This window comes from Arthrobacter sp. HS15c (assembly GCF_040812005.1).
In the GTDB taxonomy this organism is placed as follows: domain Bacteria; phylum Actinomycetota; class Actinomycetes; order Actinomycetales; family Micrococcaceae; genus Arthrobacter.
The window spans coordinates 296,635-316,480 of record NZ_JBFOHM010000006.1; the positions used below are offsets into that span (position 1 = coordinate 296,635).

Annotated in this window: 14 protein-coding genes and 3 tRNA genes; 7 read left to right on the plus strand and 10 right to left on the minus strand. The window is 66.6% G+C overall.

Annotated elements, in window-relative coordinates; genetic code table 11:
• Positions 1–38: 38 nt before the first annotated feature.
• Positions 39–112: transfer RNA gene (locus tag ABV518_RS12280), tRNA-Arg, on the minus strand.
• Positions 113–390: 278 nt separating this feature from the next.
• Here ABV518_RS12280 and ABV518_RS12285 point away from each other — a divergent pair.
• Entirely contained in the window at positions 391–2,217 is a 1,827-nt protein-coding gene (locus ABV518_RS12285) for a phosphoenolpyruvate carboxykinase (GTP) (protein ID WP_367767361.1), read from the plus strand.
• A 72-nt stretch (positions 2,218–2,289) separates the two neighbouring features.
• Here the strand turns inward: ABV518_RS12285 and ABV518_RS12290 are convergent, their stop codons facing one another.
• From ABV518_RS12290 to ABV518_RS12305, 4 genes are all read right to left on the minus strand, one after another.
• Entirely contained in the window at positions 2,290–3,450 is a 1,161-nt protein-coding gene (locus ABV518_RS12290) for a globin domain-containing protein (RefSeq protein ID WP_367767362.1), read from the minus strand.
• 157 nt (positions 3,451–3,607) lie between these two features.
• The gene (locus ABV518_RS12295; protein WP_367767363.1) at positions 3,608–4,057 is read right to left on the minus strand and encodes an Rrf2 family transcriptional regulator; all 450 of its coding nucleotides are present in this window, start codon (positions 4,055–4,057) and stop codon (positions 3,608–3,610) included.
• 12 nt (positions 4,058–4,069) lie between these two features.
• Entirely contained in the window at positions 4,070–4,561 is a 492-nt protein-coding gene (locus ABV518_RS12300; RefSeq protein WP_367767364.1) for a hypothetical protein, read from the minus strand.
• Between the two features lie 7 nt (positions 4,562–4,568).
• A complete protein-coding gene (locus ABV518_RS12305; RefSeq protein ID WP_367767365.1) occupies positions 4,569–5,987 on the minus strand; it encodes a phosphomannomutase/phosphoglucomutase in 1,419 nt (472 codons plus the stop codon).
• A 163-nt stretch (positions 5,988–6,150) separates the two neighbouring features.
• Here ABV518_RS12305 and ABV518_RS12310 point away from each other — a divergent pair, with 163 nt between their 5' ends.
• Positions 6,151–8,349 (plus strand): ATP-dependent DNA helicase RecQ, encoded by a 2,199-nt coding sequence (locus ABV518_RS12310; protein WP_367767366.1) that lies wholly within the window; start codon positions 6,151–6,153, stop codon positions 8,347–8,349.
• Here the strand turns inward: ABV518_RS12310 and ABV518_RS12315 are convergent.
• The 3 genes from ABV518_RS12315 to ABV518_RS12325 all read right to left on the minus strand — a co-directional run bounded on the left by ABV518_RS12315 (position 8,273) and on the right by ABV518_RS12325 (position 12,323).
• A complete protein-coding gene (locus ABV518_RS12315; RefSeq protein ID WP_367767367.1) occupies positions 8,273–9,754 on the minus strand; it encodes an MFS transporter in 1,482 nt (493 codons plus the stop codon). The two genes, ABV518_RS12310 and ABV518_RS12315, sit on opposite strands and share 77 nt — an antisense overlap.
• Before the next feature lie 102 nt (positions 9,755–9,856).
• Positions 9,857–9,944 (minus strand) — tRNA-Ser (locus ABV518_RS12320).
• Between the two features lie 93 nt (positions 9,945–10,037).
• Positions 10,038–12,323: a prolyl oligopeptidase family protein gene (locus ABV518_RS12325; RefSeq protein ID WP_367767368.1), complete on the minus strand. Its 2,286-nt coding sequence runs from the start codon at positions 12,321–12,323 to the stop codon at positions 10,038–10,040.
• 75 nt (positions 12,324–12,398) lie between these two features.
• Here ABV518_RS12325 and ABV518_RS12330 point away from each other — a divergent pair, with 75 nt between their 5' ends.
• The 5 genes from ABV518_RS12330 (at position 12,399) to ABV518_RS12350 (ending at position 18,628) form a co-directional block, all read left to right on the plus strand.
• Positions 12,399–14,327: an FAD/NAD(P)-binding protein gene (locus ABV518_RS12330; protein WP_367767369.1), complete on the plus strand. Its 1,929-nt coding sequence runs from the start codon at positions 12,399–12,401 to the stop codon at positions 14,325–14,327.
• 490 nt (positions 14,328–14,817) lie between these two features.
• Complete coding sequence (locus tag ABV518_RS12335) at positions 14,818–15,900, plus strand: ABC transporter substrate-binding protein (RefSeq protein ID WP_367767370.1); 1,083 nt, start codon at positions 14,818–14,820, stop codon at positions 15,898–15,900.
• A 3-nt stretch (positions 15,901–15,903) separates the two neighbouring features.
• Complete coding sequence (locus tag ABV518_RS12340; protein WP_367767371.1) at positions 15,904–16,788, plus strand: ABC transporter ATP-binding protein; 885 nt, start codon at positions 15,904–15,906, stop codon at positions 16,786–16,788.
• On the plus strand, positions 16,788–17,663 hold the full coding sequence (locus ABV518_RS12345) for an ABC transporter permease (protein WP_367767372.1): 876 nt from the start codon (positions 16,788–16,790) through the stop codon (positions 17,661–17,663). The genes ABV518_RS12340 and ABV518_RS12345 overlap by 1 nt, the downstream gene beginning before the upstream one ends.
• 41 nt (positions 17,664–17,704) lie before the next feature.
• Positions 17,705–18,628, plus strand: coding sequence for a TauD/TfdA dioxygenase family protein (locus ABV518_RS12350; RefSeq protein WP_367767373.1), 924 nt, complete (start codon positions 17,705–17,707; stop codon positions 18,626–18,628).
• Positions 18,629–18,739: 111 nt separating this feature from the next.
• Here ABV518_RS12350 and ABV518_RS12355 read toward each other — a convergent pair whose 3' ends face one another.
• Both ABV518_RS12355 and ABV518_RS12360 read right to left on the minus strand, forming a co-directional pair.
• On the minus strand, positions 18,740–19,513 hold the full coding sequence (locus tag ABV518_RS12355; protein WP_367767374.1) for a VOC family protein: 774 nt from the start codon (positions 19,511–19,513) through the stop codon (positions 18,740–18,742).
• A gap of 162 nt (positions 19,514–19,675) precedes the next feature.
• A tRNA-Ser gene (locus ABV518_RS12360) sits at positions 19,676–19,763 on the minus strand.
• Between the last annotated feature and the right edge of the window lie 83 nt (positions 19,764–19,846).

Here is a 19,846-nt window from a genome sequence, read left to right on the forward strand (position 1 = left end):
GGTCCGCGCCGGCGAACCGGTGCGGACCTCTTCATTTGTGCGCCCAAAGGGATTCGAACCCCTGACCTTCTGTTCCGTAGACAGACGCTCTATCCAGCTGAGCTATGGGCGCATCTTGTTTCTTGAAGAACATCTCTGCTCTCCCCGAACCTCGAATTACTTTACGCGAGGGTTGGCCGTAGTACCAAATCGAAACGTGTGTAATCTGCGCGACTAGACCGGTCTAGGTGACCTTCGTCACTTAATCGCCCTGGTTTGCAGACCTTTTTGTTGAATTTACGCGGTTTCCACTCCAAACGATCAGCATCGAGCAGTCCGGGCCCAAAAACCATAGCCCTCCCGGCCCATAGCATTTAGCTCACACCGATGAACCCGAGGAAGGGAACCGCAATGGGCGATCTGGCACAACAGCCGCTGCTTGAGAAAGCACCCACCACGCATGCTGCACTGCTGGCATGGGTCGAAGAGGTTGCTGAGCTAACGCAGCCGGACCGGATCCACTGGGTTGACGGATCTGAAGAGGAAAACACGCGTCTTACCGATGAACTCGTGGCAGCGGGCACCCTGACCCGGCTTAACCAGGAGATCTTCCCCAACTCCTTCGCTGCGTTCTCCGATCCAGCTGACGTTGCCCGTGTGGAAGAGCAGACCTTCATCTGCTCTGAGAAGGAGCACGACGCCGGCTTCACCAACAACTGGATGGCCCCGGCCGAGATGAAGCAGAAGCTGCGCGGACTGTTCGCCGGCTCCATGCGCGGCCGCACCATGTACGTCATCCCGTTCGTTATGGGCCACCTGGACGCCGAGGATCCCAAGTTCGGCGTCGAGATCACCGACAGCGCCTACGTTGTTGCCTCCATGCGCATCATGGCCCGCATCGGCACCGACGTGCTGGACCGCATCACCGAAACCAACGCGTTCTTCGTGCCGGCACTGCACTCCCTGGGTGCGCCGCTCGAAGCCGGCCAGGCTGATGTGCCGTGGCCGTGCAACACGGACAAGTGGATCGTGCACTTCCCGGAAGAGCGCTCCATCTGGTCCTTCGGCTCCGGCTACGGCGGAAACGCGCTGCTGGGCAAGAAGTGCTACGCCCTCCGCATCGCCTCCGTGATGGCACGCGACGAAGGCTGGCTGGCCGAGCACATGCTCATCCTGAAGCTGACCTCCCCGGAGCAGAAGACGTACTACGTCTCGGCTGCTTTCCCGTCCGCCTGCGGCAAGACCAACCTCGCGCTGCTCGATCCCACCATCGAAGGCTGGAAGGTGGAGACCCTGGGTGACGACATCACCTGGATGCGCTTCGGCAAGGAAGGCGAACTCCGCGCCGTTAACCCGGAAGCCGGTCTCTTCGGCGTGGCCCCCGGCACCGGCTGGGGCACCAACCCCAACGCCATGCGCGCCATCGCCAAGGGCAACAGCATCTTCACCAACGTCGCCCTGACCGACGACGGTGGCGTGTGGTGGGAGGGCATGACCGAGGAAGTGCCTGCACACCTCACCGACTGGCAGGGCAACTCCTGGACCCCTGATTCGGACAAGCCTGCGGCCCACCCGAACTCGCGCTTCTGCACGCCGATCGACCAGATCGACATGCTGGCCGAGGAATACCACAGCCCGAACGGTGTGGAACTGTCCGCAATCCTGTTCGGCGGCCGCCGCAAGACCACCATCCCGCTGGTCACCGAGGCCCGCAGCTGGTCCAACGGCATCTTCATGGGTTCCACCCTGTCCTCCGAAACCACTGCGGCGGCAGCCGGAGCCGTGGGCGTGGTCCGCCGCGACCCCATGGCCATGCTGCCGTTCATCGGCTACGACGCAGGCGACTACCTGAACCACTGGGTCAACCTGTCCGCCAAGGCCAACCCGGAGCGGCTGCCCAAGATCTTCCTGGTCAACTGGTTCCGCCGCAACGCCCAGGGCGGCTTCGCCTGGCCCGGCTTCGGCGACAACGCCCGTGTCCTGAAGTGGGCCATCGAGCGCCTCGAAGGCAAGGCTGACGCCGTCGAGACGCCCATCGGCTTTGTTCCCACCGGCGACTCCATTGACCTCAAAGGCCTGGACATGACTCCGGCACAGGTTGAGGAAGCTGTCCGCGTGGACCCGGCCGAGTGGGAAACCGAGCTCGCGTCCATCGAGGACTGGTTCGCGAACTTCGGCGGCTCCCTGCCTGACGCACTGCAGGCAGAGCTCGCAGGACTGAAGTCCCGCCTGGGCTGAACGTCCTAAAAGTACGACGGCGGCCCCGCACCTTTTCCGAAAAAGGTGCGGGGCCGCCGTCGTTAGTTCGTATTAGGAAGCCAGCCAGATGTCCGGGCCGAAGACCTCGTAGTGGATCTTCGTGGCGGGGATGCCCGCGTTGATGGCTTCGTTGCGGATGTGCTTCATGAACGGCAGCGGCCCGCAGAGGTACAGGGACGCGTTGGCCGGCAGGTCCACTTCACGCAGCGACATAAAGCCCTTCCGCGTTCCGGCCTCGGGCTGCTCAAGCCACAGCTGGAGGTCGGCACCGGCGAGGCGTTCGACGTCATCCGTCATCTGGCCGCGCAGCGCCCAGCTTTCCATGGTGCTTTCGGCGTGCAGGACAAGCACCTGCCGGGCGGAACCCGACTCGGCGAGCGAGCGGAGGATGGATGCGGTGGGCGTGCAGCCGATTCCGGCCGATGCCAGGACCACCGGGCCGTCGCCGTCCTTGAGCGTGATCTCGCCGTAGGGGTTGGAAATCTCCAGGATGTCGCCAACCTCTACGGTGCCGTGCAGCACGGGGGAGACCTCGCCGCCGTCGTCGAGTTTGGTGGTGAAGGACCGGCTGGTGCCTGTGTCCCCGGACAGTGAGTACTGCCGGACCTGGCGGAGGCCGTCCGGGAGCTGGACCTTGACGCTGACGTACTGGCCGGGCAGGGCCGGCGTGACCGGGGTGTCGTCCGCGGGTTCCAGGGTGAAGGTGATGGAGCCGGTGCCCGCAGCGGTCTTGGCGGACACCCTCCAGGGAGTCCACATCTTGCCGTTGGCCTGGGCTGCGTAGAGGCCCTTTTCGAGCTTGATGAGCGCGTCGGCCATCAGCCAGTACACCTCGGTCCAGGCTTCGGCGATCTCGGGGGTGATGACCTCGGCCAGGTCTTCGGCGATTGCCGCGAAGAGATGCTCGTAGACCACTTGGTACTGGGGTTCGGTGATGCCCAGTGACGCGTGCCGGTGCGCGATGCGGGAAAGTACGGTTTCGGGCAGGGTGCCCGGGTTGTTGACCAGGTGTGTGGCGAAGGCGGCGATGCTTCCGGCCAGGGCCTGCTGCTGGTCGCCGGAACGCTGGTTGGAGCGGCTGAACAGGCCGTCCAGAAGTTCCGGATGGGCGGCGAAGAGCCGTGAATAGAACTTGGGAGTGATGGCGCCGATCCGCGAACCGACCAGCGGCAGGGTGGCCTCAATGACGGGGAAGGATTTGTCCGAGAGCATGTGTACTCCTGAGATAGGGGGACCGGACCTTCGTCCGGCCGGGTGAATACTCGTATTCAAAATACAAGTATTCATGCATCAAGTTCTACACCTTGTAGAAAAGGTAATCAAATCGGGCGGGAGCCGGCTCGGCGCCGGGCGGGAATCGAGGCCCCGGTCAGAGCCCCGGGCGCAGGCCGATCAGCTGGAAAACGGGAGCCATCTGGGCGGAGCCTGGAAGTTCTGCCACCACCACCGAATCGAGTTCGCGGTAGAACGCCTCGCGGGCGCGGGCCAATGCGGCCCGGAGTTTGCATTCGTTGATCAGCGGGCAAGGGCCGCCGGGCGCGACGCACTCGGCCGCATCTGACCGCGTGTCCAGCTGGCGCAGGATCTGGCCCACGGTCGCCCGGCTGCCGGCAGCGCTCAACCGTGATCCTCCTGCCCGGCCGCGCTCCACGTCGATCAGGCCGAGGCCGCGCAGCTTCGCCATCGCCTTGCTGACGTGGTTGTAGGGCGTGCCCACGGCGTCGGCGATGTTCTGCGTGGTGAGGAGGATGCCGTCCGGTGCCGCGGCCAGCACCATGACGGCCCGCAGGCTGACATCTGCAAATGCATTGATCTTCATGGCCGCGCCGGTCTAGTCCACCCAGATGGAGGGTTCGTTGGTGTCAGCTGCGAGCTGGCCGAATTCCCATTTGGATGTCGAGTTGTTGGCCGAGTAGGGAAGGACTGCGGCGAAAACTGACCCGTCCCGGTGTTCTGTCGCGACGTGGATGGCGTCCGACTCCTCCTCCACCAGGAGGATGTCGCACACGATCGCAGTAGCCCGGAATTCGGAACGGTTCTGCCGGAGGGCATCGGTGAGGTCGCTGATCATGGCGTCGGCGTCGAAGTCGGCGTCGGAATCATCCTCGAGGTCAGCCGGAGTCACTGCCACCAGCCGGACCTCGCCGTCGTTCTCCACCACCAGGGCGAACGGCAGGAAGCCGCCGTTGCGCTGGAGCTGCTCCTGCGCCGCGCCCACGCCGGTACCCAGCAGGTTCTCCAGGTCGGTGGCCGTAGCCTCAGGGACGGAGTCCCGCCACGAACCCGCCGTATCGCCGCTGGGAGCCCGGGTGTCGTCAGCCACTGCTGCCCTAGCCACGGACAAGGGACAGAACGCGGTCGCGCACGCGTTCCATCGTCGCCTGGTCGGTTGCTTCAGCGTTCAGGCGAAGGAACGGCTCGGTGTTGGACGGACGGAGGTTGAACCAGTAGCTGCCGTCATTTGCTGTGAACGTGCTGCCGTCCAGGGAGTCGATCGTGACGTCCTCAGCGCTGAAGTCCACGCGGACACGCTCAACGGCGCCGGCCTTGTCCTCGATTTCCGAGTTGATCTCGCCGGAGGACACGTAGGGCTCATACTCGCGGCCAAGCTCGGAGAGCGGGCCGGCCTGCTCGCCGAGGGCGGCCAGGACGTGCATGGCGGCGAGCATTCCGGTGTCAGCGTTCCAGAAATCGCGGAAGTAGAAGTGGGCGGAGTGTTCTCCGCCAAACACGGCACCTTCCTCGGCCATGACTGCCTTGATGAATGAGTGGCCCACGCGCGTGCGGACGGCGCGTCCGCCGTCGTGCTCCACGAGTTCGGGCACCGCACGGGAGGTCAGCAGGTTGTGGATGATCGTGGGCTTGGCCTCACCCTGTGCCTGGGCACGGGCGATCTCGCGGCGCGCCACCATGCCGGTGATGGCCGACGGCGAGACCGGCTCGCCCTTTTCGTCGATCACGAAGCAGCGGTCGGCGTCGCCGTCGAACGCCAGTCCGATGTCCGCACCGTGCTTGATCACGGCAGCCTGCAGGTCACGGAGGTTTTCCGGCTCCAGCGGGTTGGCCGGGTGGTTGGGGAAGGACCCGTCCAGCTCGAAGTACAGCGGGATGATCTCAAACGGAAGCTTCGGCAGGAGCGTATCGCCCAGGACTGCCGGGGTGGTGAGGCCGGCCATGCCGTTGCCGGCGTCCACCACGACCTTCAGGGGGCGGGAACCGGACAGGTCAACCAGCTGGCGAAGGTACTCGGCGTAGTCCTTGAGGACATCATGGACGCCGATCAGGCCACGGGTGGGGGCCGCCGGGATGGAGCCGGTGTTCAGGTACTGCTCGGCAAGCGCCTGGATCTCTTTGAGCCCTGATTCGGACGAGATGGGCTGTGCGCCCGGCTTGGACATCTTGATGCCGTTGTACTCGGCGGGGTTGTGGCTTGCGGTGAAGGTGGCGCCGGCCGCGTTGAGCGAACCGCAGGCGAAGTAGAGTTCGTCGGTGGAAATCAGGTCCAGGAGTTGGACGTTGGCTCCGCGGGTTGCCGCGCCGTCGGCGAATGCCTTGCTGAATTCGGGTGAGGAGGGGCGCATGTCGCCGCCAACCAGGACCGTCTGGCCCTCAAGCTGCAGGACATCAACGAACGCGGCTCCCACGGCTTCGACGATTTCGGCCGTGATGGAGTCACCTACGATGCCCCGGACGTCGTAAGCCTTGAAGGATGCCGAGAGGTCAAAAGTCTTTGTCTGTTCGCTAGTCACGGGTTTTATCTTACGTGGACGTGCGGGATGCCTGTGGAGGAGCAGCCGGACACTGGCCTGTGTGACGGCCGGGCCGAATACGTGCCCGGCGGGACACGTGGGATTGTCCACACAGGGACCTGCCTGCTTCCTGGCTGTCAGTGGCGGCTGGGATACTGAATCAATGGTCGATAACCAGCACGCCACAGTTCTTGCCGATGCAGTCCTTTCCGCTACGCAGCCACAGTCCGCTTCAGGCACGCACCCCCAGGCCCTGGAAGTTCTCCGCGAACTGGTGGGGCACCCGGCAGCGGATTTCCATGACGGGCAGTATGAAGCGATTGAGGCCCTGGTCGACGGCGGGCGGCGGGCCCTGGTGGTCCAGCGCACGGGCTGGGGGAAGTCGGCTGTCTACTTTGTGGCGTCCCTGCTGCTGCGGCGGCGCGGCGCCGGACCCACGCTGATCGTTTCGCCGCTGCTCGCCCTCATGCGCGACCAGGTGGCCGCGGCGGCGCGTGCGGGCGTCCGGGCCGTGGCCATCAACTCCGCGAACCAGCTGGAGTGGGACACGGTACGTGAACAGCTCGCGGCAGATGAAGTGGACGTGCTCCTTGTATCTCCGGAGCGGCTCACCAACCCTTCGTTCCGGGAGAACCAGCTGCCGGAGCTCATCAGGCGGACGGGCCTCCTGGTCATCGACGAGGCCCACTGCATCTCCGACTGGGGCCACGATTTCCGGCCGGATTACCGCCGGATCGCGGACCTGATCACCCAGCTGCCGGAGACCGTCCCGGTGCTGGCCACAACGGCAACTGCCAACTCGCGGGTGGTCCACGATATCGAGGAGCAGCTCGGGGCGGGCGTCCTGACCATCCGCGGAGCACTGGGCCGTGACTCCCTGCGCCTGGGCGTGCTGACGCTGCCCGACTCCCGGCAACGGCTGGGCTGGCTCCTGACGCACCTGGGCGACCTTCCCGGCAGCGGCATCATCTATACCTTGACGGTGTCTGCCGCGGAGGACACCGCCCGGCTCCTGGCCGAGGCGGGGCACAAAGTCCTGGCGTACACGGGCCGCACCGACCCTGCGGACCGTGAACGAGCCGAGCAGCTGCTCAAGGACAACGAGGTCAAGGCCCTGGTGGCCACCTCGGCCCTGGGGATGGGCTTCGACAAACCTGACCTGGGCTTTGTGGTGCACCTCGGGGCGCCGTCGTCGCCGGTGGCGTACTACCAGCAGGTGGGCCGTGCCGGGCGAGGTGCCGCCAACGCCGACGTCCTCCTGCTGCCGGGTTCCGAGGACCGCGACATCTGGCAGTACTTCGCCACCGCGTCCATGCCTTCGGAAGAAAAGGCCAGCGGCGTCCTCACCGCCCTGGCCGAAGCCGGTGCTGCTGTTTCAACCGTGGCGCTGGAAGCCAGGGTCGACCTCAGGCGCACCCCGCTGGAGCTGCTGCTCAAGGTATTGGCCGTGGACGGTGCAGTGGAGCGGGTGGGCGGAGGCTGGCGGTCCACCGGCCAGCCCTGGATCTACGACGCCGAGCGCTACCAGCGCATCGCGGAGGCGCGGGTGGACGAGCAGGATTCCATGGTGATCTACCAGGACACGGCCGGATGCCGGATGGAGTACATCACCTCGGTCCTTGATGACGAAACAGCGCATGCCTGCGGCCGGTGTGACAACTGCGCCGGACAATGGTTCCGGTCGGACATCGCGGCGGAAGCCACTGAAGCGGCCGGCCAGACCCTCAGCCGGGCAGGCGGGGTGCTAGAAGCCAGGCTGCAGTGGCCCAGCGGGATGGACCGTCTCGGGGTCCCGGTGAAGGGCAAGATCAAGCCGGCCGAAGGGCTGGCGGACGGCCGCATCCTCGCCCGGCTCACCGACCTCGGCTGGGGCGGGGCGCTGCGTGAGCTGTTTGCCTCCGGAGCGGCCGACCGGGCCATCGACCCCGGCATGCTCCAGGCCTGCGTCCAGGTATTGCGCGAATGGTCCACCGCCGACGGACGCAACCCTGCATGGAGCGGAGTGGGCCGCCCTGCGGCAATCGTGAGCATCCCGTCACGAAGCAGGCCAGAGCTGGTGCAGTCCCTTGCCCGGGGGATTTCGGAGATCGGCCGCATCCCCTACCTGGGACAGCTCGATCTGGGCCACGGCGGCCCCACCGGCGGCCGGGGCGGCAACAGCGCCTACCGGCTGGCCGGGGTCTGGGACCGGCTGGTGGCGGGCCCGGAGCTTGAGGCGTCGCTGGCGTCCCTGCAGGGGCAGAGCATCATGCTGATCGACGACCTCGTGGACAGCCGCTGGACCGTCACCGTCGCCGGGCGGGCCCTCCGGCAGGCGGGTGCGGGGGCTGTGCTGCCGCTGGTACTTGGCCAGGCCGGCTGACCTCGGCGCCGGCATGCCGGTGCAGTGAAAGGCTGTCGGCGGTGCTGAACAGCATCAGGACGGCCATGGCCAGGAAGGCCCCACGGAACGGGCCGGCCGGGTCCTGGGGAAAGACGGCCAGGCCGTCGAAAATCCGGATCAGGAGCGCCGCCACGGCGATCCCGGCACCGGTGGCCAGCTGGACCAGCGTGGCTGACACGGCGTTGGCAGATGTGAGCTGCGCCGGGACGATGTCCGCGTACTGCACCGAGGCGTAGGCGGAGAAGCCGATCGAGCGGAACGCCCCGCTGCACACCAGCAGCGCAAAAGTGATGGCCTGCGGCGTGTCGGGGGTCAGCAGTGCGCACAGCGCGAAGGTCAGCGCGGAGGCAATGGAGGCGAAGACCAGCATCGGCTTGAAACCGAAGCGCCTGATCAAGGGCGTGGTCGCCGGCTTGATGCCGATGTTGCCGATGAACACGGCCGCCACCATGATGCCGGCGTGCAGGGGCGTCCAGCCGAAGCCGGCCTGGAACATCAGGGGCAGCAGGAACGGCACGGAACTGATGGTCAGGCGGTACACGAACCCGCCGGTGGCCATGGCCCGGAACGTGCGCGTGGCAAAGACGCTGAGGTCAAACAGGGGATTCCTTGCCCGCAGCATCCAGGCTGCCGCACCGGCCAGGAAACCGACGCCGGCGGCCGCGGACACGGCACCCCAGGGTCCGTCGGGGTGGGCCGTGGAAAGTTCCAGGCCAACCACCAATGCACCCACGCCGGCAGTGGTCAGGAACAGGCCCAGCCAGTCCAGCCTGCGTTGACGGTCACCGGCCCCGGATGGAACCAGCCGCAAAGCCGCAATGAACGCCGCAAGGCCCAGCGGCAGGTTGATCAGGAAGATCCAGTGCCAGGAGAGATAAGTGGTCAGCGCGCCGCCGACCAGGGGCGCCAGCACCGGCGCCAACAGGCCCGGCCACACCAGGAAAGCCGTGGCACGCAACAGTTCGGATTTCGGCGTTCCGCGGAGCACCACCAGTGTGCCGACCGGAACCATCATGGCCCCGCCCGCGCCTTGCAGGACACGGGCCAGCGTCAGCATGGTGAGGTCCGTGCTTAGCGCGCAGGCCAGCGACGCAGCAGTGAACACGGCAATGGCCAGGCAGAAGACGCGCCGTGCCCCGAGCCGTTCCGCGAGCCAGCCGCTGAACGGGATGCCCATGGCCACCGTCATGAGGTAGGCCGTCATGGTGATGTTCACATCGGCCGCGGGCACGCGGAAGTCCGCCGCGATGCTGGGAATGGCAGTGGTGAGGACGGTGCCGTCGAGGAACTCCATAAAGAACGTGGCAGCCACCAGCAGCGCCAGGCGCGGGTTCCATGCCTGCCCGCTGGCCGGATCCGCGTTCACCTGGTTGCTTTGTGCCATCCGTTAATCCTGCCACCGCCGGCAGGTTCCAAGCCCGCTGTGTCCGCACCTCGGATACGCGCGGAACGCAAAAGGCCCCGGTCCAGGGACCGGGGCCAAACGCGGAGACGGGGGGATTTGAACCCCCGGTGGAGTTGTGCCCCACACTTCATTAGCAGTGAAGCCCATTCGGCCGCTCTGGCACGTCTCCAATTGCTATTCCTAGCCCACCAAGGATACGCAGAACGGGGCATGCAGCGCAAAACGGCCTTGCGCGGTCCCGCTCAGGCCCACGGCGGCGCGGCTACGAAGCGTCGCCGGCGAGGGTACGCCACAGGAAATGCTGGCTCCGCGCCTGCAGCGCGGCAGCCTGCCGGTTGTCGGATGCACCGGCGTGGCCGCCTTCCAGGGCTTCATGGAACCAGACATTCGGAATGCCCATCGCCTCCATCCTGGCGGCCATCTTGCGGGCCTGCACCGGGCCCACCCTGTCATCGGACGTGGCAGTCCAGATAAACGTTTCCGGGTACTCCACCCCGTCCTTGAGCAGGTGGTACGGCGAAAATGTCTTGATGTAGTCCCACTGTTCCGGCACGTCCGGGTCGCCGTACTCGGCGATCCACGAGTGTCCGGCGGAGAGCCTGGTGTAGCGCCGCATGTCCAGCAGCGGAACGCCGCAGGACACGGCACCGAAAAGCTCCGGGTAGCTGGTGAGCATGTTGCCCACCAGCAGGCCGCCGTTGGAGCCGCCCACGCAGCCGAGGCGTTCACGCGACGTCACACCGCGGGAAATCAGGTCCCGCGCCACGGCAGCGAAATCCTCGTAGGCGCGGTGCCGGTTCTCCTGCAGGGCAGCCCGGTGCCAGCCGGGGCCGTATTCGCCGCCGCCGCGGATGTTCGCCACCACGTACACGCCACCCCGGGAGTGTGCAGCCGCCCCGGGCCCGCCGGACGCTGCACCGTTGGATCCACCTGTCCGGCGCTCCAGCCACGCCCTGCCAACAGTCCCGCTGTAGGCGGGGGTGCGGGAGACTTCGAACCCGCCGTAACCGGAGAGCTGGGTGGGGTTCTGGCCGTCCAGCACCAGGTCGCGGGACGCAACCTGGAAGTACGGGACCCGCGTGCCGTCCGCGGACACGGCGAAGTGCTGCTGCACCTCGTACTGGGAGTCATTAAAGAACGACGGCGACGCCTTGACCGCCGCGTGGCTGCTCACCACGCCTGCCGTCCCGGCGTCGTCGGAAGCGGCAGTGTCGGAGGCGGCACTGTCGGAAGAAGCGGAACCCCGCTCCAGCGTCCCGCGCATCAGCGTACTGGGGGTGGTGAAGCCGGTGGCGACGAGCCAGAAGTCGTCGCCGGCGCCGCCGTCGGACGGGCTGTCGTCCTCGTCGTCCACGGCGTACGCGTTCACGTCGTGCAGCGGCGGGCAGGCGTCCAGCAGCGTTGAGGCCCATGCGCCGGACTCTTTGCTTGCCGCCGGCACCGACGGATCGAGCACGCGGATCTCCGACGAGACGTCGCGCAAGAGGTTCAGCAGCAGGAAGTTCCGGGTCCAGCTCCAGGACTGCAGCGACGTGTGCGCGTCCGGGGTGAACAGCACCGAGAGCTCCCGGGACCCGGCCAGATAGTCATCAAAGGGAGCCGCCAGCAGGGCACCGGCCGGATAAACCGTTCCGTCCACCGTCCAGTCCTGGCGCGGACGGAACAGCAGCCACTCGCGGTGCGCGCTGATGTTCACGTCGGTGGGAACATCGATCTCCACCCAGGACCCGTCCAGCAGTACGGAGGTGCGCTGGTTGAAGAAATCGATGTAGTCCACGGCAAACGTGCGCTCAAAGCCGGGGGTGGAGTCGTGGGCCACCACGGCCAACATGTGGTTCTCGGCCACTTCGAACAGGATGGGAGCGGTGGCAAGGGGTTCGCCGCGGCGCAGGGTCACGGCCGTGCGGGCGTAGGAGGAGGCCGTCCGCGGCAGGCCCTCGGCAGTGGAGGCGACCAGCAGCGTATCGCGGTCCAGCCACGAGACGTTGCCCTTCGCCGTCGGCAGGTCGAACCCGCCGTCGGCCGGCGCGACGAAGCCGCGCGCCTCGACGTCGTACTCGCGGTAGCGGTTCGCGTCGCCGCCGTCGGGGGAGAGGGCCAGCAGCGCGTGGCGGTGCGGCTCGCCAACCGCGGGCCGGAGGAATGTGGCTCCGTGGAACACCCACTCGACTCCCTCGGCGGCCGCGAGGGCGTCCACGTCCAGCAGCACATCCCACTCCGGGGCGTCGGTGCAGTAGCTCTCCCACGTGGTGCGGCGCCACAGGCCCTTGGGGTTCGCCTGGTCCTTCCAGAAGTTGTAGTACCAGTCGCCGCGCTTGCCCACCATGGCGATCCGGTCCGTGGAGTCCAGCACCTCAAGGATGCTGCCTTCCAGGGCGGCGTAGTCGGCGTCCTCCAGCAGGTCCTCCGTGCGGGCGTTCTGCTCGCGGACCCAGGCCAGCTGTTCCTCGCCGTAGATCTCCTCGAGCCAGATGTTTTCGTCGGTGGGTTCGGGGGACATGGCTGGGGGAGTGGAACCGGACGCTGAGTCAGCTTCAGTGGTGGTCATGCGCCCCATCCAAACAACATGTGTGCGCCGCTAGCAAGTCAAGCGTCCTAGCAACGAGCCGATACTCTGGATGCCGTGGGTACATCGCAGCTAATCCGGACCGCCATCATCGGCGCCGGCCCTCGGGGTACCAGCGTTCTGGAGCGCCTCCTGGCACATGCCGCAGCCCGTCCCGGTGCCGCGGCCCTCCAGATCGACGTGATCGACCCGTACCCCGCCGGGTCCGGCCACGTGTGGCAGCCAGGCCAGTCGCGGCTGTACCTGATGAACACCCAGTCGTTCTACCCCACCCTGATTCCCGAGGACCCTGCCATGGCCCCTCCGGTCGCCGGCACCACCTTCAACGGCTGGCGGGCGCGGCAGCTGCGCACTCCTGTGCCATCGCTGACAGAAGACGAACGGTCCGAGCTGGCCACCCTGGGCCCCGGCGACTTTCCCAGCCGCGCCATTTACGGCCGCTACCTGCGCTGCACCCTTGAGGACCTGCTGAAGCGCCTGCCCGACGGCGTGACCGTCCGGTTCCACGAAACGTCCGCGGAGTCGGTGGTTCCGTCCGGGGACGGGACGTTCGACGTCGGCCTGGCCGGAGGCGGGTCGCTGCAGGCTGATTCGGTGGTGCTGGCCCTGGGCCACATCCCCTCCCGGCTTAATCCTGAACAGCGGGATCTTCAGTCATCCGCCGCACGGATGGGCCTGCGCTACCTGCCGCCGGCAATTCCCGCGGATGTGGACTGGGACGCGGTCCCGGCCGGTGAGCCCGTCCTGGTCCGGGGCATGGGCCTGAACTTCTTTGACGCCATGGGCCAGCTCACCGAGGGGCGCGGCGGCAAGTTCATCGACGCCGGCCACCGGCTGGACTACCGGCCCTCCGGCCAGGAACCCCTGATTATTGCCGCATCCCGCCGTGGCACCCCCTACCGCACCAAGGCTGCCCTGAACGGGTACTACCCGGGGTCCGTCCGGCTGCGGTACCTGACGGGAGCCGCGCTGCAGCGGTTCAGCGCCGCCGGGATCCGTCCCGGCTTCGACCACGACCTCTGGCCGCTGCTCCACCGGGACGCGCTCTGGGCCTACTACTCCACGCTGGTGCGCTCGCAGCCCGGCGCCGTTGCGGAGCCAGCCGCGTTCCTGGACTCCCTCGACCACGCGCTGCACCCGCACAGCCACAGTGCCGCCAACTGGGAGGACGCCATGGCCAGCGTCCTCGCCATCCACGTCGCGCCGCGCCACCGGCTGGACCTCCGCGGCCTCGCCGCACCACTGGCGGGCCGGACCTTCGCCTCCCGCGCCGACCTTGACGCCGCCGTCGTCGAGTACCTGATGGATGACGCCCGCCGCTCCGCACTCGGCGAGGACGACCCCGTCAAGATGGCCATCGGCGCGCTCCACCACGGGCGTGCGGTCCTGAAGACCGCCGTCGCCGATGGCGGCATCACCGACGAATCGTGGGTGGCCGGGCTCCGTGGCTGGTTCGAGTCCTTTGTCGAGGGTCTGGCCAGCGGTCCGCCGGCGCTGCGTGCCGAACAACTTGCCGCGCTGGCCCGCGCGGGCGTGGTCAGCTTTGTGGGGCCGGACCCCAAGTTCGGGCTGGACCGCCGGACCGGAATGTTCACGGCGGCCTCACCCTGGGTGAACGGTCCACCGGCTGCGGCAAAGACCATGGTGGAGGCGCTCGCTCCTGCCAACCGGGTTTCGGCGAACGATTCCCCGCTGCTGACGCAGCTCCTCGCGGCCGGGCTGGTGCGGCCGCGGCTCATGATGACGGCAGAGGGCGCGCCCGTGCAGGCCAGCGGCCTGGACGTCAGCCCGCACCCCTACCGGCCCGTGGCAGCCAACGGGTCAGTCACCGGCGGGCTCTATGTCCTGGGCCTCCAGCTCTCGGCAGCCCAGTGGGGCACCGCCATCGCCGCGGAGGCAGTCCAGCCGGGCGGCCCCGCCTATCCCAGCGGGCAGCGGACACTCCGCGACGCCGACGAAATCGCGCAGGACATCCTGGGGCGCTGAACACCCACCCCCGGACGCGCTCACTTGCTGCAGGATTTCCCTGAACGCTCTCTCACCCGGGCACGCTGACAGGCGGCCACGTAACAACCGCACGTCCTGCGCAGAAATATTTGCAGGCCTCACCGGCGCGCCGCGGGGCAGTGAGTCATCCCACTTGACGCCACATGCTGAAGTGACGCCGATATCGCCTGCCGAAGCCGGCGGTTGTTGCGCCGCCGCGGCCCTGCGCGTCGCCATGTTGACGGTCATGACGACGCATTACCTGGTTGCCTTACGCCGGATTGCCCCAGGTTTAGCCGGGAGTCACCGCATGCAGCGCTGTGTCGGCGCACTACGCCGCGGGGACTCCTGTTACCGCGGATGGCCTGCCGTTGCGTGCCGTTTCGCGCTGTGAACGCACCTCTTCTGCCGCCGATTCTTCTCTGCTGTAGTGGTTCCCACGAGCCAGCCGGCCCGGATCCAGACCTGATCTGCAGAAAGAATCACCACCATGAAAAACCGTCTCCTGCCCGCCCGAACTCTCCCTGCGGCAGGCATGGCAGCCGCCATGGCCGCGGCCGTGGCAGTCTCGCTGGTGCTGTCCGGTTGTGGCGGTGCTGCAACGGCACAGCCAAACGGGAGCGACGGCGGAACTGAAGTGAAAACCGTCCGCTACCAGGGCTCACCCAACACCGTTGCCCTGGTGGAAGTGGCGGAGGACCTCGGCTACCTGGGGGACGTGAAGCTGGAGTGGGTCAGCAACACCACCAGCGGACCGCAGAGCATCCAGTCCGTGGCCACCGACCAGACTGACGTCGGCGGAGCGTTCACCGGTGCTGTGATCAAGCTGATAGAGGCCGGCGCCCCCGTCCAGGCCGTCATCAACTACTACGGCGAGGACAAGGAAACCTTCACGGGGTACTACGTGGAGGAAGGAAGCCCCATCAGGACCGCCCGGGACCTCATCGGCAAGAAGATCGCCGTGAACACCCTGGGCGCCCACCACGAAGCGGTCATCACCACACACCTGAAGAACAGCGGCCTGACGCCGGAGGAAATCAAGCAGGTGCAGCTCGTGGTGGTCCCGCCCAACGAGACCGAGGTGGCCCTCCGCAAAAAGCAGGTGGATGTCGGGACCCTGGGCGGGGTGCTCCAGGACCGTGCGCTCGCCGAGGGCGGCATCCGCGCACTGTTCACAGACGTCGGCGTGATCGGCGGACCCTTCGACGCCGGCCAGTACGTCCTGCGGAAGGACTTCCTCGCCAAGAATCCCGAAACCAGCCGCACCCTGGTGACCGGCGTCGCCAAAGCGATCGAGTGGGAGCGCACCACCCCGCGGGAGCAGGTCATCGCCAAGTTCGAGGAAATCATCGCCAAGCGGGGCCGCAACGAGAGCGCCGAAGCCCTCAAATACTGGAAGAGCGTTGGCGTGGCCTCGCCCGGAGGCCGGATTCAGGACCGGGACTTCACCCGCTGGGCCGACTACCTCAAGTCCGCGGGAATCATCACTGGCGACCTGGACACCAACAAGCTCTACACCAACGAGTTCAACCTGCTCGAAACCCCTGCGCCGGCAGCAACGTCGAAAGGATAGAAGATGACACCCAAGATCAGTCTCCAAAACGTCACTAAGGAATTCACTATCCGGCCCGGCAAAGGCAAAAGTAGCCGGCGCCAGGCGGAACCCTCCGTCCTCACGGCCCTCGATGACCTCAGCCTGGACGTGGCTGCCGGCGAGTTCCTCACCCTGGTAGGCCCCAGTGGCTCCGGCAAGACCACCCTCCTGGACCTGCTGGCCGGGCTGTCCCGGCCCACGTCCGGAAAAGTCCTCGTTGACGGCAAGGAAGTGACAGGGCCGGGCCAGGACCGAGCCGTCGTCTTCCAGCAGTACGCGCTGTTCCCTTGGCGGACGGCCTCAGCCAATGTCTCCATCGGCCTGGAGAACACCGGCCTGTCCAGGAAGGAACGGGCGGCCAAGGCCAGCGAGTTCCTCGACCTGGTGGGCCTGGCCGGGTTCGAGGACCGGTACCCCCACGAACTGTCCGGCGGTATGAAGCAGCGCGTGGCCATCGCCAGAAGCCTCGCCTATGAGCCGGACGTTCTGCTGATGGACGAGCCGTTCGCGGCGCTGGATGCGCAGACCCGCGAACAGCTCCAGGACGAGCTCCTGCGGATCTGGAAAGCCACGGGCAAGACCATCGTGTTCATCACCCACGGAATCGACGAAGCGGTCTACCTCGGCCAGCGCGTGGCAGTCCTCAGCGCCCGCCCGGGCAAGCTCAAGGAAATCGTGGACATCAACATCCCGGACCGCGACGGCGACGCGGACATCCGCTCGCATCCCGCCTTCGTGGAACACCGGCACCAGGTCTGGTCCCTTCTCCACGATGAGGTCCGGCTCGCCCAGGGCTCCGGCCACCGGAAGATCCTCCCGGACGGCACCGCCCCCGATGAACAGCCCCTTGAAAGGAGCGCCGCCTGATGACCGCAGTGCTGACCCGGCCGCCCGAGGCGGCTCCCGCCGTCGGACCTTCCGCCCCGCCGGAAACCCTGCACCAGACCGGCAGGCTGTCCGTTCTGGCAGGCTACGCAGGACGGGCAGGCTGGAAATCCCTGGCCGTCCTGCTGTTCCTGGCCCTGTGGGAATTCGGCCCGCAATACCTGGCGGGACCGTCCACCCGGGTATTCCTGCCCCCGCTCCACGAGGTGCTCGCGGCCGGCGCCAAACTCGTCGAATCCGGCCAGCTGCAGAGCCACCTGCAGGCCAGCCTGACGCGCTCGGTCTCCGGTTTCGGGATCGCCGTGGTGTCCGCCGTTGTGCTGGGGCTCCTGATCGCCTGGTACGGCTGGCTTAACTCGTTCCTGAACCCGCTCCTCGAACTGTTCCGCAACACAGCCACCCTGGCCCTGCTGCCGGTGTTCACCCTGCTGCTGGGCATCGGCGAAGAATCCAAGATCACCATCGTCGCCTACGCCGCGTTCTTCCCGGTCCTGCTCAACACCATCGCCGGAGTCCGGACCGTGGACCCGCTGCTGATCCGGGCCGCCAAATCCCTGGGGCTGAACAGCTTCCGGCTCTTCCAGAAAGTGATCCTGCCGTCGGCGGTGCCAACGATCTTCACCGGAATCAGGATGGCCGGAACATCATCCATCCTGGTGCTGATCGCGGCCGAAATGGTGGGCGCTAAAGCCGGGCTGGGCTACCTGATCGTCAATTCGCAGATGAGCTTCCTCATCCCGGACATGTACGCCGGCATCCTGACCGTCTCCGTGCTGGGTCTGCTCGTCAACGTCCTGCTCGTGGCCTTGGAACGGCACTTCTCCCGCTGGCGCACCGCCGTCGGCTCCGGCACCTGACACGCAGACTCTCTGCACACTAACCAGTAAGGAAAAAGCACATGACCACCATCACCGAAACCAAGCTCGAATTCACCAAGCTGGGCTCCCGCATCGGCGCCGAAATCCGCGGACTGGACCTCAGCGCAGACCTCAGCGCGGACACGGTGGCGCAGATCCGTGCTGCACTGAACGTCCACAAAGCCCTGGTGTTCCGAAACGCCAATGTCCGCACCGACGAGGACCAGGTGCGTTTCGCCAGCCACTTCGGCCCGCTCACCAAGGCCCACCCCACGGTGGCCTCCGTGGACGGAAAACCTGCGGTCCTGCCTGTGGACAGCGAAAACGGCAGTGCGAACAACTGGCACACGGACGTCACGTTTGTGGTCAATCCGCCCCAGGCCTCCACGCTGCGCAGCATCACCCTCCCGGCCTATGGCGGGGAAACCCTCATCGCCTCCTCGGCCGGCGCGTACCAGGACCTGCCGGACGAGCTGCGGAACTTCGCCGACACTCTCTGGGCCATCCACACCAACGACTACGACTACTCCGTGCCCAAGAACCTGGAACACGCCAACGCCGAAGAACGGCGCAAGGAATTCACCAGGATCCATTTCGAATCCGCCCACCCGGTGGTCCGCGTCCACCCCCTGACGGGCGAGCGGGGCCTCTTCATCGGCGGTTTCGCGCAGCGGCTGCGGATCGTGGGCCTGTCCAACACCGAGTCCAAGGACATCCTGCGCCTCCTGCAGACGTACGTGACGCGCCCGGAGAACGTGGTCCGGGTGAACTGGGAGCCGGACCAGCTGGTCCTCTTCGACAACCGCATCACCCAGCACTACGCGCCGGACAACTACGACGGCCAGCCCCGCAAGCTGAACCGCGTGACCATAGCCGGGGACATTCCCCGCGGCGTCGACGGCCGCAGCAGCACGTCCATCAAAGGCGACTCGTCCACCTACTCCGAGACCGTGGTCGTCGCTTAGCGGAAAAGTGCCCTTCCCCGGCGGCTTCTGCCGGGGAAGGGCACTTTCAGCTCGGAGAGCGTGGGGTAATGGTTTCCAAGGATCCGCGGGCTGCGAACCTGCCGCTTCAGCTCAGTTTTCCGCAACGATCTTGAACATGGCACCCGTGGGGTCCGCCAGGGTGGCCAGCCTGCCAAAGGAGGAATCGTCCGGTCCGTCAACGAGTGTCGCTCCGAGGGCGACGGCTTTCTCGATCGAGGCGTCGGCGTCCTCCACCGAGAAGTAGATCTGCCAGTTGGACGGAACCTCCGCCGGAAGGTAGCCGGAGGCGTCCATGATTCCCGCCTTTGCCGAGTCCCCGGCGCCGAGGGTGGTGTACCGGAACTCCGGAGTGTCACTCATGACGTCCGTCTCCCAGCCGAAGACCTTCTGGTAGAAAGCCACGGCGCCGTCGTAGTCCTTGGCATGGAGCTCGTGCCACGCGGCAGCGCCGGGCTCCGCCACCAGCTCATAGCCCCGCATTTCGCGGGGCTGCCACACGCCAATCGCGGCGCCCGTGGCGTCGCCGAAGATGGCCATGTGGCCCTGTTCGGGGACATCCATCGGTTCCATGAACACCTGGCCGCCGTTTGCAGTGACCGCCGCAGCGGTGGCAGCGGCGTCGTCCGAGCGGAGGTACGTGGACCAGACGTCAGGCATGCCTGCCTGGTCCGCATCCTTCTGCATCAGCCCGGCCACAGTCTTGCCGTTCTTCCGCGCCGTGGTGTAGCCGCCGTACTTCTCCTCGTCTCCGGTCTCGTATTCCCAGCCAAAGAGTTCGCCGTAGAACTGGCGGGCCCGGGTGATGTCGGATGTCATCAGGTCGATCCAGCAGGGTGCGCCGGGGGTGATCTCGGGTGCAGGCATAGTTGACTCATTTCTGTCGAAGGATGGCAACACGAACGAGACTAGGCCGGGGCGCTGACAGTTTCAATGGTCCGGGGCCGGCGGCGCTCCTGCCGGCTGAGTTTCCCAGGAAAACGAAGGAACCCCGGCTCACCAGAAACTGGTGAACCGGGGTTCCATTCGCGGAAGGTAAGAGATTCGAACTCTTGGTACGGGGTTACCGCACACTAGTTTTCAAGACTAGCTCCTTCGGCCGCTCGGACAACCTTCCCTAACGAGTAGTGTTTCATAGGCAGTTGGCTGCAACAAAACAGAGTCTGGCGTGCGTCCGGTGCACACTGGTTTTGGGGCACG

Excerpts from the sequence above, each read along its gene's own strand:
- ABV518_RS12335 (WP_367767370.1), top strand. The coding sequence starts at position 14,818 with ATGAAAAACCGTCTCCTGCCCGCCCGAACTCTCCCTGCGGCAGGCATG.
- ABV518_RS12350 (WP_367767373.1), top strand. The coding sequence starts at position 17,705 with ATGACCACCATCACCGAAACCAAGCTCGAATTCACCAAGCTGGGCTCC.
- ABV518_RS12290 (WP_367767362.1), bottom strand. The coding sequence starts at position 3,450 with ATGCTCTCGGACAAATCCTTCCCCGTCATTGAGGCCACCCTGCCGCTG.
- ABV518_RS12325 (WP_367767368.1), bottom strand. The coding sequence starts at position 12,323 with ATGACCACCACTGAAGCTGACTCAGCGTCCGGTTCCACTCCCCCAGCC.
- ABV518_RS12355 (WP_367767374.1), bottom strand. The coding sequence starts at position 19,513 with ATGCCTGCACCCGAGATCACCCCCGGCGCACCCTGCTGGATCGACCTG.
- ABV518_RS12285 (WP_367767361.1), top strand. The coding sequence starts at position 391 with ATGGGCGATCTGGCACAACAGCCGCTGCTTGAGAAAGCACCCACCACG.
- ABV518_RS12345 (WP_367767372.1), top strand. The coding sequence starts at position 16,788 with ATGACCGCAGTGCTGACCCGGCCGCCCGAGGCGGCTCCCGCCGTCGGA.
- ABV518_RS12315 (WP_367767367.1), bottom strand. The coding sequence starts at position 9,754 with ATGGCACAAAGCAACCAGGTGAACGCGGATCCGGCCAGCGGGCAGGCA.
- ABV518_RS12310 (WP_367767366.1), top strand. The coding sequence starts at position 6,151 with ATGGTCGATAACCAGCACGCCACAGTTCTTGCCGATGCAGTCCTTTCC.
- ABV518_RS12295 (WP_367767363.1), bottom strand. The coding sequence starts at position 4,057 with ATGAAGATCAATGCATTTGCAGATGTCAGCCTGCGGGCCGTCATGGTG.
- ABV518_RS12340 (WP_367767371.1), top strand. The coding sequence starts at position 15,904 with ATGACACCCAAGATCAGTCTCCAAAACGTCACTAAGGAATTCACTATC.